The 13899-nt window shown below is 50.2% G+C and carries 16 protein-coding genes; 7 read left to right on the top strand and 9 right to left on the bottom strand.

The window, feature by feature from the left end:
• Positions 1 to 113 precede the first annotated feature (113 nt).
• On the bottom strand, positions 114 to 341 hold the full coding sequence (locus HQ48_RS07865) for a hypothetical protein (protein ID WP_160225966.1): 228 nt from the start codon (positions 339 to 341) through the stop codon (positions 114 to 116).
• A 390-nt stretch (positions 342 to 731) separates the two neighbouring features.
• On the opposite strand from HQ48_RS07865, the gene HQ48_RS07860 reads away from it, so the two are divergent.
• The 4 genes from HQ48_RS07860 (at position 732) to HQ48_RS07845 (ending at position 4084) form a co-directional block, all read left to right on the top strand.
• Entirely contained in the window at positions 732 to 1355 is a 624-nt protein-coding gene (locus HQ48_RS07860) for a Crp/Fnr family transcriptional regulator (RefSeq protein ID WP_044233028.1), read from the top strand.
• A 51-nt stretch (positions 1356 to 1406) separates the two neighbouring features.
• Positions 1407 to 2219: a sulfite exporter TauE/SafE family protein gene (locus tag HQ48_RS07855; RefSeq protein ID WP_235300215.1), complete on the top strand. Its 813-nt coding sequence runs from the start codon at positions 1407 to 1409 to the stop codon at positions 2217 to 2219.
• A 90-nt stretch (positions 2220 to 2309) separates the two neighbouring features.
• Positions 2310 to 3725: a rhodanese-like domain-containing protein gene (locus HQ48_RS07850; RefSeq protein ID WP_044232975.1), complete on the top strand. Its 1416-nt coding sequence runs from the start codon at positions 2310 to 2312 to the stop codon at positions 3723 to 3725.
• Positions 3726 to 3775: 50 nt separating this feature from the next.
• Complete coding sequence (locus HQ48_RS07845; RefSeq protein WP_235300214.1) at positions 3776 to 4084, top strand: rhodanese-like domain-containing protein; 309 nt, start codon at positions 3776 to 3778, stop codon at positions 4082 to 4084.
• Between the two features lie 148 nt (positions 4085 to 4232).
• Here HQ48_RS07845 and HQ48_RS09595 read toward each other — a convergent pair whose 3' ends face one another.
• The 7 genes from HQ48_RS09595 to HQ48_RS07810 all read right to left on the bottom strand — a co-directional run bounded on the left by HQ48_RS09595 (position 4233) and on the right by HQ48_RS07810 (position 11461).
• The gene (locus HQ48_RS09595) at positions 4233 to 5351 is read right to left on the bottom strand and encodes a TlpA disulfide reductase family protein (protein ID WP_052409026.1); all 1119 of its coding nucleotides are present in this window, start codon (positions 5349 to 5351) and stop codon (positions 4233 to 4235) included.
• 120 nt (positions 5352 to 5471) lie between these two features.
• Positions 5472 to 7325: a glycoside hydrolase family 13 protein gene (locus HQ48_RS07835; RefSeq protein ID WP_044232974.1), complete on the bottom strand. Its 1854-nt coding sequence runs from the start codon at positions 7323 to 7325 to the stop codon at positions 5472 to 5474.
• A 442-nt stretch (positions 7326 to 7767) separates the two neighbouring features.
• Positions 7768 to 8322, bottom strand: a complete 555-nt coding sequence (locus HQ48_RS07830) for a DJ-1 family glyoxalase III (RefSeq protein WP_044232973.1) — start codon at positions 8320 to 8322, stop codon at positions 7768 to 7770.
• A 35-nt stretch (positions 8323 to 8357) separates the two neighbouring features.
• Positions 8358 to 9272, bottom strand: coding sequence for a TonB family protein (locus HQ48_RS07825; protein WP_044232971.1), 915 nt, complete (start codon positions 9270 to 9272; stop codon positions 8358 to 8360).
• An 11-nt stretch (positions 9273 to 9283) separates the two neighbouring features.
• The gene (locus HQ48_RS07820; RefSeq protein ID WP_044189679.1) at positions 9284 to 9703 is read right to left on the bottom strand and encodes a biopolymer transporter ExbD; all 420 of its coding nucleotides are present in this window, start codon (positions 9701 to 9703) and stop codon (positions 9284 to 9286) included.
• Positions 9700 to 10380 (bottom strand): MotA/TolQ/ExbB proton channel family protein, encoded by a 681-nt coding sequence (locus HQ48_RS07815; protein ID WP_044232970.1) that lies wholly within the window; start codon positions 10378 to 10380, stop codon positions 9700 to 9702. The genes HQ48_RS07820 and HQ48_RS07815 overlap by 4 nt, the downstream gene beginning before the upstream one ends.
• Positions 10381 to 10399: 19 nt before the next feature.
• Positions 10400 to 11461, bottom strand: coding sequence for a hypothetical protein (locus tag HQ48_RS07810; RefSeq protein ID WP_152568354.1), 1062 nt, complete (start codon positions 11459 to 11461; stop codon positions 10400 to 10402).
• 766 nt (positions 11462 to 12227) lie between these two features.
• Here HQ48_RS07810 and HQ48_RS07805 point away from each other — a divergent pair.
• Positions 12228 to 12812 carry an RNA polymerase sigma factor gene (locus HQ48_RS07805; RefSeq protein ID WP_044189674.1) on the top strand — a complete coding sequence of 195 codons (585 nt, stop codon included), beginning with the start codon at positions 12228 to 12230 and terminating at the stop codon, positions 12810 to 12812.
• An 86-nt stretch (positions 12813 to 12898) separates the two neighbouring features.
• Here the strand turns inward: HQ48_RS07805 and HQ48_RS09420 are convergent, their stop codons facing one another.
• Positions 12899 to 13042, bottom strand: coding sequence for a hypothetical protein (locus HQ48_RS09420; RefSeq protein WP_160225964.1), 144 nt, complete (start codon positions 13040 to 13042; stop codon positions 12899 to 12901).
• Between the two features lie 41 nt (positions 13043 to 13083).
• Between HQ48_RS09420 and HQ48_RS09585 the strand changes: the two genes are divergently transcribed.
• Both HQ48_RS09585 and rpe read left to right on the top strand, forming a co-directional pair.
• The gene (locus tag HQ48_RS09585; RefSeq protein ID WP_255327541.1) at positions 13084 to 13212 is read left to right on the top strand and encodes a hypothetical protein; all 129 of its coding nucleotides are present in this window, start codon (positions 13084 to 13086) and stop codon (positions 13210 to 13212) included.
• A 23-nt stretch (positions 13213 to 13235) separates the two neighbouring features.
• On the top strand, positions 13236 to 13892 hold the full coding sequence (rpe, locus tag HQ48_RS07800) for a ribulose-phosphate 3-epimerase (protein WP_044189672.1): 657 nt from the start codon (positions 13236 to 13238) through the stop codon (positions 13890 to 13892).
• The last annotated feature ends 7 nt before the right edge of the window (positions 13893 to 13899 follow it).

Here is a 13899-nt window from a genome sequence, read left to right as displayed (position 1 = left end):
AACAAAGGAGGCTCTGTGATTTATATGATTGAAGTGCCTTGGGTGTGTCGATCGGGTAGCAGCGAAATGAGCTCTTGCCAAGAGTAGACCTCGTATTTGGCCTCTGGGAGGCTCTAGATTACGTCCGACCTTGGCTGGGCTCCTAGGCCCCAGCCAAACGGAAATAGAGGCTTAAAATCTTGTTTTGTTAATTTGTTGATATATAGATGTATGTCGTGATTTTTGGAGGAGATCGCTCCGATCGTAGCACTCGTTTGGCCATTTCTTCCCATCAATGCTCCGTGATTGATGGAGATACCTTCCAAGGTTAGTCCATCAATCTCCGAGATTCTTCCCTTCAATCTTTTCAAATCCTCTCACTAGTCTTGATGAATAGCTCATGTGTTTTTAAGAATTTGTGGCTAATATATTTACACTTCTTGACGAAAATCGTAGACAAATGAAGCCTCGAAGCGAGCGTAATTGGTTCGGCTTCTCTGTGGCTGTATTGCCTCTGCTTGGAGTACTGCCAGTCTTGCTTAGCTTAGGATAAGCTCTGGATCACTCTCCGTTTGGGTAGTGCTTACGTTCGACAGCCTTCGATGCTCCAAGAGGGGGGGGCTGTGGGTGCAATAAGATTAGGTCAGCTACTTTCGGGCTTTTCTAGACAGTTGATCGAATACCAATGATTTTCTTCTCTCCAAAGTCTTTAGTACTATGATTTCTGTGGGTAAATGAGTAAGTTTGCCTCTATGAAGTATCTAGAAGACATTGCCGAGTTTCGCTCATCTCCAGAGCTGGTAGCCAAGCTCTATGAGCATAGTATCCTCAAAACCTACGAGGCTGGGAGCGTTATCCTCAACGAGCACGCCCACATTCGCTCGATCCCGATAGTTATTCGAGGGGTCATGAAGGTAATCCGCACCGAGGACGATGGCCGAGAGATCTTACTCTACTATATCAAGGCGGGTGAGAGCTGTATTATGTCTTTCCTCGGGGGGCTGCACAACGAGCCTAGTAAGGTTAAGGTAGAGATCGAGGACGATGCCGAGATTCTCTTCCTCCCTGTGGACAAAGTTTCTCTCTTCATCAAGGAGCACCCCGAGTGGCTAGACTATATATTCCGTTCGTATCACAAGCGCTTCGAGGAGCTACTCGAGACGATCAACGCCATAGCCTTCAAGAAAGTAGACGAACGGCTCCTCGCACTCTTGGGCAAAAAGGCCGAGCTCACTGCCTCGTCTACCATAGCCATTACCCACGAGCAGCTGGCCAGTGAGCTAGGTACGGCACGAGCAGTAGTGTCGAGGCTGCTCAAACAGCTCGAGGAGGCAGGGCAGGTGCAGTTGGGACGCAACAAAATCACGCTTGTGTGACCAAAGTAGCAGTACACCTGCACTAGATAGGCGACCTTTGTTTCATCACAAATGCTATCATCTATTATGTACTTAGTCGGTTATCTAGCATCTATTCTTATTGGTTTGGCTCTAGGTCTAGTCGGTGGCGGGGGCAGTATCCTCACCGTCCCCGTATTGGTCTATTTGCTGGGGGTAGACCCCGTATTGGCTACGGCATATTCACTATTTGTCGTGGGGGTAACGAGTGTTGTGGGTAGTGTGTCTTACTTTCGTCGGCAGCTGGTAGACGTCCCTACGGCTATCCTTTTTGGGTTACCCTCTATCGTGGCTGTCTACCTGACGAGGGCCTATCTAGTGCCTGCGATCCCCGAGCAGGTCTTGCAGCTGGGGAGCTTTGTTCTAGACCGTGGTATGCTCCTAATGCTCCTATTCGCTGTGCTGATGTTGGTTGCCTCTATCGGTATGATACGCCCGCAGGGGGTGCAAGAGAGTAAGGCGCAGAGCCGTGGACGGTCGCCCTATCTGCTTATTCTGCTTGAGGGAACCGTGGTCGGTACGCTCACGGGGTTGGTAGGCGCTGGGGGTGGCTTCTTGATTATCCCTGCCTTGGTGCTTCTGGGCTCCCTGCCTATGAAGCAAGCTGTCGGCACTTCTCTTGTGATCATCGCAGCCAAGTCCCTATTAGGGTTCCTCGGCGAGAGAGATTTGGCAGGCTTGGATTGGGGCCTACTATTGGCTGTTACGGCTTTTGCTATTGGGGGCATATTCGTCGGCATGAAGCTATCTCAGCTCATCGACGGAGCTAAGCTCAAGCCTGCTTTCGGCTGGTTTGTACTCGTGATGGGGCTGTATATCATCTTGAGAGAGCTATTCCTAGCCTAGCCATAGCCCTTGTGTGACAAAAGTAGCTGTGCAGTTTGCCAGCTTGCCGCATCTTTGTAGCGTCAATAAACATTAAAGCATTCAACAACTATGACAGTAGAACAGATTTACACGGGCTGCCTAGCACAGGGTGCCTACTACATTACCTCAATGGGCGAGGCCGCCATCATCGACCCTCTGCGTGAGGTAACGCCCTATCTCGATAGGCTCAAGCGTGATGGTGTGCAGCTCAAATACATCTTCGAGACACACTTCCACGCCGATTTCGTAAGCGGACATATTGATCTGAGCAAGGCCACAGGGGCCCCTATCGTCTATGGCCCTACGGCTCAACCCGGCTTCGAGGCTATCGTGGCAGAGGACAATCAGACTTTTGAGGTAGGTAAGGCAAGAGTACGTGTCCTACATACTCCCGGGCATACGATGGAGAGCTCGTGCTTCTTGCTTATCGACGAGGACGGTAAGGAAACGGCTCTTTTTAGTGGCGATACCCTCTTCCTAGGTGATGTGGGCCGCCCCGATCTAGCTCAGAAGGCTGCCAATCTCACTCAAGAGGAGCTTGCAGGGCTGCTCTACGAGAGCCTGTACAACAAGATCCTCCCTCTATCGGACGATATTACAGTCTACCCGACCCATGGTGCAGGCTCGGCTTGTGGTAAGAATATGATGAAGGAAACAGTCGATAGTCTAGGTAACCAAAAGCGAGTGAACTATGCCCTCAACCAGCCAAGCAAAGAGGCATTCGTCGCAGCCGTTACCGAGGGGCTCTTGCCTCCTCCTGCCTACTTTGGCGGTAATGTGGCGATGAATAAACTGGGCTACGATAGCATTGATCGTGTACTTGAGCGTGGGCTAGTGCCCCTATCGCCAAAGGACTTCGAGGCCGTAGCCGAGGCATCGGGAGCCTTGGTGCTAGATGCACGTGCTCCGGGAGTTTTCGCCAAGGGCTTCATTCCTCGCTCTATCAACATCGGGATAGACGGCGACTTTGCCCCTTGGGTGGGTACGATGATCGTAGACGTCAAGCAGCCTCTGCTGCTCGTTGTAGACGCTGGTCGAGAAGAAGAGGCGATCACAAGGCTCAGCCGTGTGGGCTTCGACCATGTGCTTGGCTATCTCTCCGGTGGATTTGAGGCTTGGCAGGCTTCAGGCCGAGAGACAGATTCGGTAGAGCGCATTTCCGCCGCAGAGTTCGCACAACAGTTCAAGGCCGACGAAACGCTCGTAATCGACGTACGCAAGGAGAGCGAGTATGCGGCCGAGCATATAGTTGATGCTTATAGCCGTCCGCTTGCCTACATCAACGACTGGATAAGCGACCTGCCACGTGATAGGCATTTCTATCTGCACTGTGCAGGTGGATACCGCAGTATGATCGCTGCTAGCATCTTGCAGGCAAGAGGCTACCGCTCATTCACAGACATTGAGGGAGGCTTTGGTGCCATTGCCCAGACTGATGTCCCCAAAACAGATTATGTATGTCAAAGCAGAGTATCAAAAAAATAGCGTCAATCGCTATCCCCGTTATAATTATAGTATTCGTTATGTTTGGATTTTTGAAGAACCTACTAGGACAGTCCGACGATCAGACTATTGCCAATGCCATTCGTGAGGGTGCATTCTTGGTCGATGTGCGTACGCCGGCAGAGTTTGCCTCTGGTAGTGTCCCCGGTGCCGTCAATATCCCCCTCAATGATGTGGGGGCTCGTGTGGCGGAGTTTAAGAACAAGAAAGGTATTGTGGTTTTTTGCCGCAGTGGTAATAGAAGTTCCCAAGCCAAGAGTATCCTTGAGCGCAACGGTATCAAGGGCGTTATCAATGGCGGTACATGGGATCATGTAGCCTCGATCAAGCAAGGACTCTAGCTACACAGACCTAGAAAAAAGCTAAGACCAAAGCCAGATACTTGTGCAATCGCTAGGATTGTCATAAGTATCTGGCTTTGGTCTTGCTAGTAGTATGACGCTTTAGACCACCGAGTAGAGCTTGGGCGTCATATCGTGCCTCGGGGTTTTAGAGCTTGCCGCCGTTAGCTTGCAGTATTTCGTCGAGTTTCTCCGAGATGCCCTCGCCACGTAAATCGCGAGCTATGATCGTACCATCGGGGCCGAAAAGAATGATATGAGGAATGCCTGTGATGCCGTAGAGCTTAGTCGCCTCGTCCTTGTTGAAGATTTGTGGCCATGTGATCTTGTCTTCCTCAACTGCCTTGACGTGCTTCTCCATTTCGTCCCATACAGCTACGCCCACGATAGTAAGCCCCTTCTTGCCGTATGTGTCGCGTACTTTGATTAGGTTAGGCATCTCTCTGCGACAAGGACCGCACCATGAAGCCCAGAAGTCTACAAGCGTATAGTGTCCTTTTCCTACAAAGTCGCTCAGCTTATTGGCTGCACCATTGCTATCTACGCCCTCGAAGTCAATGAACATTTGGCCAACATCGGTGCGGAACTTGGACTCCAGCATATCCAGATGCTTCTTGATGCGAGGCATCGCTTGTAGCTCAGGAGCAACCTTGGCCTTGAGCTCCTCTAGACGTTTAGCATCAATGTCTTCTTCGGAGGTGAGCAGGTTCTCGAAGGCAAGTACTCCGAGTATGTTGTTGGGATACTCGGCTAGGAGTCGCTCGGAGTCTGCTTTGAGTGCATTATTGTAGCCTTTGAGTAGCTCCTCGTACTCTGCTATTGCAGCAGCTTCGTCCTCCATGGCACGTAGACGACCAATATGCTCGCCCATAGACTTAGACATGCTGTCGATCTTGCCCGTGTAGGCGGCTAGTGCATCGTTGAGCTTAGTCCCCTTAGCCGATGGAGCAGTCATATCCACTTGGATGTGACCTTTCTCTAGTACCAATGGGGTTGAGTACTCATTCTTGAGGATCAGAGAGGCGTCGGCCATGAGATCTTCGGGCGTGCGCTCTGCAAATGTGAAAGCATTGTTCTCTACCTTAGCACTATCGATGTGCTTGTAGTCTTGCATCTCTGCATCAAAGGTGATTAGATAAACGTACTCACCATTGGCTTGAGCCTCTGCGGGTACTGTACCAGAGATGATGTAGCCCTGTGGCTCCTTGGCACAAGAGGCGAATAGACCTGCAGCAATGACAGCCGCAGCAATGATACTTTTCTTCATAAGTTGTTCTAGATGATGAATTATTTAGATATGAGTTTATTAATTTATTCAGTGTAAATGTACGACTTTTCTGCATAGAGTTTCCCTAGAGCGCCACTCGGTCAGTCGATTACATACGAGTTAATACTCGAGGATAAGAACGCTACGCTTGGGGAGATTAGTGTGCTGGTGTATATCAATCGTCTGTCCAGTTAGCACCTCCCGAGCCGCTCCTGTGGGGAGTAGCTCCTGCCAGTAGCTGTGGTCTAGCTTCTGCTCGGCATCTGTCCCGTTGAAGATGACCGTCACAGCCTTATCGGTCAAACTACGTTTGTAGATGTATAGCCCGTTTTGCGGAGCTTGGTGCTTGAAGTCGCCTCGGGAGATCACCGCATTTCCTTTGCGCCAATGTAGCAGGCGGCTCATTAAGCGCCAAGCTTCGGCAACTGCGCCTTGTCGCTCGGCAGAGGAGAATAGGTTGATCGAGTCTGTAGGCCAGCCACCCGGGAAGTCTGCACGCAGTGCTCCATCTCCGTGAGCTTTGTCTGCTGGCATTAAGATTTCTGTGCCGTAGTAGAGCTGGGGAATACCACGTACTGTCAGTAGCATAGCGATGGCCTGGCGGTAGCGATCTAGGTTGCTTGCTTGTTTTTGGTCACGTGCAAAGCGGGAGGTATCGTGATTGTCAAGGAAGGTAAGTAGACTCATGGGGTTGGGATAGACCATGTCTTGCGAGAGATAGTCGTAGATGCGGAATAGACCGCCACCCCAATCACCTGTTTCTTCATCGAAGGCTTTGTTCATTAGTTCCATTAGCGGGAAGTCCATGACCGTAGGCAGGTGTGAGTTGCGAGGAGCAGCCAGACGGCTATGCTCCTGCCAGTAGGAGATGAGTACGTTGCTGTTGAGCCAAGTTTCGCCTACGATATTGAAGAGTGGATACTCCTCTCGGACGGCCTTGCACCAACGAGCCATCATATCGAAGTCTGCGTAAGGGTGCGTGTCTTGGCGAATACCATTGATACCAGCGAACTCAATCCACCAAATACTGTTCTGGATTAGATAAGCCTCTACGTGGCGATTGCGCTGATTGAAGTCTGGCATCACTGAAACGAACCACCCATCTAGAGCGATGCGACGAGCCGAATCGGTACTATAAGCGTCCGATTGAGTAACTGTGCGGTAGCTGGTCTGTCTATAATGCCCATCATAGTTGAACCAATCTCGGCTCGGCATATCCGCATAGAGGTAGTTGTGAATACCACAGTGGTTGAAGATCATATCCATCACGACCTTCATTCCACGCCTATGAGCCTGCTGGACTAGACGACGGAAGTCTTCATTTGACCCAAATCTAGGATCTATCTGATAATAATCGGTAATTGCATAGCCGTGATATGAGCCCTCTGGCGTATTATTCTCTTGAACGGGATTGAGCCAAATGGCGGTAACTCCGAGGCTATCGAGGTAATCTAGTCGCTGCTCAATGCCTAGAAGATCGCCCCCATGTCGGGCGAACCCGTTGCTCCGATCTAGCACATCGGGGTGTATGCCTCGTACTTGGTCGTTGCTTCTATCCCCATTAGCGAAGCGATCGGGCATAATTAGGTACAGGACATCGGAGGCGTCAAATCCTTTCACTTGTGAGGCGTCAGGCTGGCGCTGCTTGATTTCGTAGGGGATACTTATCGTTTTCTTCCCTTTGCGCAGCTCAATCTGCATCGTCTGCGCAGGCGCTTTAGCAAGATCTACGTAGATAATGGCATAGTTGGGGCTCTCTTGTAGCACTACTTCGTCTAGCTGAACTCCTTGCCCCTTGACTTTGATTTGGTAGGTCGCAATGTTGTCGCCGTGTAGTAGGATTTGCAGTTTAGGGTTCTTCATCTCCGCCCACCAAAATTGAGGTGCGATGTGTTTGATTTGCACGCTCGCCTTGAGTGGAATAACCAAGCCTAACGCTAGCAGGAAGGTTATTAAATAAATTACTCGCTTCATTGATTTCGTCTTAAATATCAAATTGAATAAAAATACTAGTCATACGCCTAGCCAAGTCGTTAGCCTTTATGAGATGCTTAACCTCAAGAAGCTAAGCTTTTGCCTCTGTAAAGCTAAAAGGGCTGTGCCGAAACAATGAGTTCGACACAGCCCGTAATAGTTATAAAAAGCCACGAGCGATAAAAGTGAAAACTCCGAATGACAGGATTTGAGCGCTCCTCAACCTTTGTAATTCGCATATCCTCAAGAGGATTACGACACGCCATTGGAGGAGAAGCTTGTCTCGGAAAAAGATTTTAACGTTGAGTCTACCTATCGACAACGTGGCTTTATACTTCCTCTTGTATCAGCAAAGTTAGCAAACCGATCCGTAATATCCAAACGACTTATATCAAGTCCTTGGCGGTTGAGTGACCAAATCTGCCGTATCTGAGTGCAATGTCTATCGTTTGTAGATGATAGCGTCTGCTACGAGCTGTGCCTCCTGCTCGCCGAGTAGATACTTGATGATTTCAAGGCCGAAGTCTATGGCCACGCCAGCGCTACAAGCGGTTATGACATGTCCATCGGAGATAACTTTCTGCTCCGAGGCCTTGTAGCCAGTAAGGTGATTCTCGAAACTGGGGTAGCAGGTTGCACGTTTGCCGTTGAGTATGCCCAGCTGCCCGAGGATCATAGGAGCTGCACAAATGGCGGCTACCAATCGGCCAGAGTCGTACATCTGGCAAAGCATAGAGCGTAGCATCTCGCTGGCATTGAGGTTGTCTACACCGGGTAGTCCCCCCGGCAAAACAAGAGCATCTGCGTTGGATAGATCTACCTCGTCTAGAGGCTTGTCTGCTCTGAGCGTGATGTGATGAGCGCCGCTCACCTCCAAACTATTGCCTACAGCCACAGTGATGGTGGCGATACCTGCCCGGCGGAGCAGGTCGATTGTTGCGACAGCCTCAATCTCCTCGAAGCCCTCGGCTAGGAAAACATAAACATTCTTTGCCATTGTAGATATGTATTAAAAGTGTTGGTAGTGCTCGATTATTCGATCTCGAAGTCGTAGGTGATGATTCCTCGTTGCTCCACTGCCCCCTCTTGGGCATTGAAGCGAGTGGATTTGGCAGCCGCTACAGCAGCTGAGCGAACAGTTGGCTCAGCGATATTCGTGCCACGAGGGTCTACATGCGCCTCGGTAACACGCCCAGAAGCATCGACCGTGATGCGTACATTGATACGCCCACGTACTGCCCTCGCTGTACGAGGCGTATTGAGCCGTCCGCCGTTGCTGACGATCGTACGCCCCACGAGGCTAAAGCTACCTGAGCTACCCGACGGTTGGCCTTGATTGCCCGTACCACTAGAGGACGTGCCTTGGCTCTGCCCTGTATTTCTTCCAGCTCCGAAGGCATTTGATACACGAGAGCCTGCTTGGCGAGCCTGCTCTGCCTTCCTCTGTGCTTCGGCTTGCTCGGCTTTTCGCTGTCTTTCGGCTTCTTCTTCGGCACGTTTTGCTTCGTCCATTTGCCTCTGTATCTCAGCTCTACGTCTTGCCTCAGTCTCGGCTATCCTATTAGCCTCTTCGACTTTGCGCTTTAGCTCGGCGCCCCGTAGGCTCTCTTCGTGCTGCTGTGTTTGTACGGGCTTGGCTGGAGTAGGCTTATTCGTTTTTGTTGGCTTGGGCTTGCTAGGAGTAGGAGTGGGGGCAGGTTGTGCTGGCTTGGGTGTTGGTACGACAGTGGGCTCTGGTTCACCCTGCATCTCTTGCCCCATCGGTTCCTGCTCTCCCGAGGCTTGCTCTACCGTACCCAGATCAACGAGCACAAGCTCCGTTTGCTTGGGTAGGGGCATACGTCCCTCGAGTTTGAGCCAGTAGAGTAGGGCGATGAACGCTAGATGAAGCCCAATGGCTACGCCTAACCCCACCAATCGTCGTTTATTCCTTTCTTGCTGCATCATAGAGCTCTACACTATTGCTCGCTAGTGATTTTAGTAGCTAGAACGACCTTGAGAGAAGCCTGAGAGGCTAGACTAATTACCCGAACAACATCTCTATATGGAACGGTTTCGTCGGCATGGATAGCGACATAGCTATCGGGGTGCGCCGATGCGAAAGCTCCTAGCCTTAGTCCGAGTTCCTCGGCTGGTAGCTCTAGCTCTGCACTCTTGTCTAGCCCCAAGAAGAGCTTCCCCTCTGGGGTGATAATGACTCGTGCGTTAGGCATCTCCTTGGCTGGCTGCTGAGTAGCACTGGGGAGCGTTACCTTGATGGCGTTTGGTACGATGATCGTACTGGTGACGAGGAAGAAGATCAGCAGGAGGAAGATAACGTCTGTCATCGATGCCATGCTGAAGCTATCCGCCACACGAGTTTTGCGTTTCAGACTCATAGCGAATCGTTGAGTAGATCCATAAACTCGACCGTCTTGGTCTCCATCTTGTTGATTACCTTATCGAGCTCGGCTACAAGGTAGTTGTAGGCGAAGAGGGTGATAATCCCTACTACCAGACCGCCCACTGTGGTCACTAGAGCTTCGTAGATTCCTCCAGAGAGTAGGGCTACGTCTACGCCTGCACCACCAGCATTCGCCATATCAAAGAAGGCACGCACCATACCCGTAACTGTGCCGAGGAAGCCAATCATAGGTGCACCAGCGGCTATGGTTGCTAGTACTGGCATACCTTTTTCTAGGCGGCCGATCTCGATGTTGCCCACATTCTCAACGATGACGAGGATGTCGCTCATCGGGCGACCTAGACGGCTGATGCCCTTCTTGACCATACGAGCAGCGGGCGAGTCGGTATCGTCGCATAGTTTGAGTGCCGAGCTCGTCTTGCCCTCGCTGATGTAGTCCTTGATACGCTCCATAAAGTACTTATCGTCCTTGCCAGCAGAGCGGATTTGCATGAGCTTGGTGACGAAAATGTACGCAGCTAAAAGCGATAGCAGCAGTAGAATGATCATGACCCAACCTCCCTTGAAGGCTAGATCTAGGATTGATAGGGCTGGTGCTGGTACTTCTGGGCTCAGCACACTAGCGAGTGAATCTACAGTGGTAGTTTCCATTGTTTTCTGTCTTGTCTATTTATTGATTGTTTGTTTCTTGATTTATTAACTCCTGCGTCGTCGGAGCTGCTGGTACATAGCCTCTGGCCGAGGGGATTGGTAGGCCGTGTAGAGAGGCTCGGCTGAGGGCAGCATTGTCGAGAGCCGACTCTGCTTGCGTCGAAGTCCCTGATTGGGCTATGCCTGCTCCTCCGAGTACTCGTGGAGCACCCTTGAATCGGTAGATGGCGATCGTGCCCTCTGGGCAGAATCGGTCGCTGACCAGTAGGCTGCGATCGTTACTCTCGTCATAGATGAGTAGATAGTCGTTGTAGGGGGAGTTGAAGGGCATGCCTAGCTGCGTGGGTTTGTAGTAGGTATCCTCCTCTACTCTATACCGGCTTATATATAGATCGTAGCCACCTAGCCCGCTTGGGTCTTCACGAGCGAATAGAATCCGTACGCCATCGCTCATCAAGAATGGGCATATATGCCTATTGTGCCCCTCGGTTAAGGCCTCTAATGCGCCTGCTATGGGTTGATACTTCCCTGCGATACGCTCGTAGCGCATCATAGCTCCAGAGGTTTCGTTACTTAGGCTTTCTAATCTGATGCGCCTTAGCTGGGTCGTGTAGCTGTAGAATAGACTACTGTCTGGGCGCATCTCGGTGCGGAACGAACCTACCCAGTTTGTCCGAGTTTCGGGGTTAGTCAGTAGGCGCTCCAAATCGAGGCCTAGGTCGCCGAAGGTAGTGTGTAAGCTATCGATCAGCTCAACGCTCTCGGATAGCTCAGCTAGGCGCTCAGCCTTGTCTACGCGCTGCAAAAGTTCGTCTACCTCCTGATGAATAGCCTTGCGAGCTTTTTTGCTCGCTGTACTATATTGCTCAAGGCTCCGACGAGCATCGGCGAACTGATAGAGCTGGTATTTGGCCTGTGCATCAGCCCAAAGCGCATCTAGATCGACTTGTTTAGCTGTGGAGGAGCGTTTGCGTTGCCCTAATAGGTCGTCGGTACCAGCCCATAGAGCCATAACAATGCATAGCCCTGCAAGCACTGAACTGACTATCGGTTTGTTGAATATACCTTGGAGTCTAATCATATATCTGTCAAAATCTCTGCCTACAAATTTACCATTTTTTTATGTCTTAGTTGATAGTACTCTAAATCCTAGTAGGAATTAGCCTTCTTGAGAGGGATTCAAGAGAGGGCCTTGTGGCCTTTGTATATCATTTCTGTAGATTTTTGTTAAGACTAGATGGGGTATTTCAGTCCCCTAGTTTATATCTGTCAATTTGATTGATGGGAAGATCTTGTCGGATTGGTGGAGTAGTCTTGTGAGGTGTGTCCTCCGTTTCCGAAGAATTGCAGGGAAGAAACGCCCCTAAATGAGGGGTAAGTACACGAATTATGGCGGAGGTTTAAGTGTAAATATATGATTGTTAGTTTGTTGTGAAAGTTTGATTTTAGACGGGTATTTGCTCTAGTCTGGGGATAAGTACTCAAATAGGGGTTAGCCTGCTGAGAAGCCTGCTAGAGGCCAAATACGAGGTCTGCCCTTTTTACTTCAAGTATACAGAGGTCTCCCCACCAACATTCTGAAAACTGAGCTGAAATATAAATCCTGCACTCTAAGCAAAGAATCTTCTCGTTACGCTTGCCCACCGCAAATGTTAGCCTTAAAATATCCTGTAAAATCCGTTGTTAATTCAGAAAACTCTTGCACAACTCAATCCAATTTATTTAATTTGCAAATTGAACTGCGGAGCATCGTAGTTTATTATTGTCTAAAATTAACAAACGTATCGCCTATAGAAAGATAATTACATTCGGTAAATAGAAGTCCAATCAGTTAACATTGAATAACGATGAATAGACTTGAAACGTTGAGTGACGACCAACTGGCTCTGCTCTACGCTGACGGATGTAATGAGGCTTTCGATGCTTTGCTCACGCGATACGATGCCTATATCCATACTTACATAAGATTCTCCACTGCGGACGAGGACCTCATCGAAGATATCTTCCAAGATACCTTCATCAAGGTTATGACTACAATCAGACGAGGCAAGTACACGCCCGAGGGCAAGTTTAAGCAGTGGCTCACGCGCATCACGCACAACCTCGTGATGGATACCTTTCGTCGGCAGAAAACGGAAGCCAAGCAGACCATTTATCCCCAAGAGGAGTCTGCCGACTCGGATATGGTCTTCTTGACTATTGCCTCCGATAGCCCCAATGGCGAGGAGCAGATTATCCAGAGAGATACTCTAGATGAGCTACACGACAAGCTCGCTCTACTCCCTCTTGAGCAACAAGAGGTCGTTAGGCTTCGCTATTGGGAGGAGATGAGCTTCAAGGATATTGCAGACCGTACTGGTGTGAGCATCAATACAGCCCTAGGGCGTATGCGCTACGCTCTGATCAATCTTCGCAAACATATACAGCAATAAACCGAGCAGCAGATACGTTTGGTAGGTGTCTAGGCTCAAGATAAGTGATTGAGGCCTCTTGCGATCTATATGAGGTTGGGCTTGCCCTAGCTCTGTACTAGATCCTTGGGGGAGATGTGGGCTCCTCGCTCGTAGGGGAGCCACCGTTGGCCTTGCAGATTGTGTGTTGCGCTTAGTGCGTCTGTCCCAGAGTGGCGGCACGAGTGTGCTATACTATGCAATACTCTCATTATCTTTGGGTCTTGTAGTACCTATCAAACGTATTTTGCTTATGCAACATTTTTACTCTCTTACACCTAGTCAGCGTATCAATATCGCTCTCGATGCAGAGCGAATGCGCCGAAGTCCCAAACACCAGCAGACTCTCATCAATCTGCGCTTACTAGCCTCTCTTATCTAGGCACACCACAGAGCAACATCACTATGAGTACTATCGTATCCCCATCACTTCTCTCTGCCAATTTCCTACGTTTAGAGCAGGACGTGGAGATGATCAATCGTAGCCAAGCTCAGTGGCTACACATCGACATTATGGACGGTGTTTTTGTGCCTAACCTCTCCTTTGGTTTCCCGATTTTGGAGGCTATTCGCCCTATTATTGAGAAGCCTCTAGATGTGCATCTGATGATTGTCGAGCCAATGAAGTTCGTCAAGGAGCTTGCTGCCCTCAAGGTGGACACGATGAATGTGCACTACGAGGCGGTTACACATCTGCATCGTGCCATTGGGGCTATCAAGGACGCAGGGATGAAAGCTGCCGTAACGCTCAATCCGCATACCCCAGTGGAGCTGCTGTGCGATGTCTTGCCAGATCTAGATATGGTACTTCTTATGAGTGTCAATCCCGGATATGGAGGTCAGAAATTCATCACTCGTACGCTCGACAAGGTTAGACGCCTCCGACAGATGATAGACGAGGCGGGAGCTCAAACGCTCATCGAAGTGGACGGCGGAGTCAATGCCGAGACGGGAGCTGCTCTAGTAGCCGCAGGGGCTGATGCACTCGTGGCTGGTAGCTATGTCTTCGGTCATAAAGACCCCGAGGCCGCAATCGCAGGATTGAGAGCCCTCTCTCGCTAAGCTCAGC

It is taken from the genome of Porphyromonas sp. COT-290 OH3588, from assembly GCF_000769075.1.
In the GTDB taxonomy this organism is placed as follows: domain Bacteria; phylum Bacteroidota; class Bacteroidia; order Bacteroidales; family Porphyromonadaceae; genus Porphyromonas.
This window is presented reverse-complemented; position numbering and strand designations above follow the sequence as displayed.

Excerpts from the sequence above, each read along its gene's own strand:
- HQ48_RS07860 (WP_044233028.1), top strand. The coding sequence starts at position 732 with ATGAAGTATCTAGAAGACATTGCCGAGTTTCGCTCATCTCCAGAGCTG.
- HQ48_RS07855 (WP_235300215.1), top strand. The coding sequence starts at position 1,407 with ATGCTATCATCTATTATGTACTTAGTCGGTTATCTAGCATCTATTCTT.
- HQ48_RS07850 (WP_044232975.1), top strand. The coding sequence starts at position 2,310 with ATGACAGTAGAACAGATTTACACGGGCTGCCTAGCACAGGGTGCCTAC.
- HQ48_RS09595 (WP_052409026.1), bottom strand. The coding sequence starts at position 5,351 with ATGAAGAAAAGTATCATTGCTGCGGCTGTCATTGCTGCAGGTCTATTC.
- HQ48_RS07835 (WP_044232974.1), bottom strand. The coding sequence starts at position 7,325 with ATGAAGCGAGTAATTTATTTAATAACCTTCCTGCTAGCGTTAGGCTTG.
- HQ48_RS07830 (WP_044232973.1), bottom strand. The coding sequence starts at position 8,322 with ATGGCAAAGAATGTTTATGTTTTCCTAGCCGAGGGCTTCGAGGAGATT.
- HQ48_RS07825 (WP_044232971.1), bottom strand. The coding sequence starts at position 9,272 with ATGATGCAGCAAGAAAGGAATAAACGACGATTGGTGGGGTTAGGCGTA.
- HQ48_RS07820 (WP_044189679.1), bottom strand. The coding sequence starts at position 9,703 with ATGAGTCTGAAACGCAAAACTCGTGTGGCGGATAGCTTCAGCATGGCA.
- HQ48_RS07815 (WP_044232970.1), bottom strand. The coding sequence starts at position 10,380 with ATGGAAACTACCACTGTAGATTCACTCGCTAGTGTGCTGAGCCCAGAA.
- HQ48_RS07810 (WP_152568354.1), bottom strand. The coding sequence starts at position 11,461 with ATGATTAGACTCCAAGGTATATTCAACAAACCGATAGTCAGTTCAGTG.
- HQ48_RS07805 (WP_044189674.1), top strand. The coding sequence starts at position 12,228 with ATGAATAGACTTGAAACGTTGAGTGACGACCAACTGGCTCTGCTCTAC.
- HQ48_RS09420 (WP_160225964.1), bottom strand. The coding sequence starts at position 13,042 with ATGAGAGTATTGCATAGTATAGCACACTCGTGCCGCCACTCTGGGACA.
- HQ48_RS09585 (WP_255327541.1), top strand. The coding sequence starts at position 13,084 with ATGCAACATTTTTACTCTCTTACACCTAGTCAGCGTATCAATATCGCT.
- rpe (WP_044189672.1), top strand. The coding sequence starts at position 13,236 with ATGAGTACTATCGTATCCCCATCACTTCTCTCTGCCAATTTCCTACGT.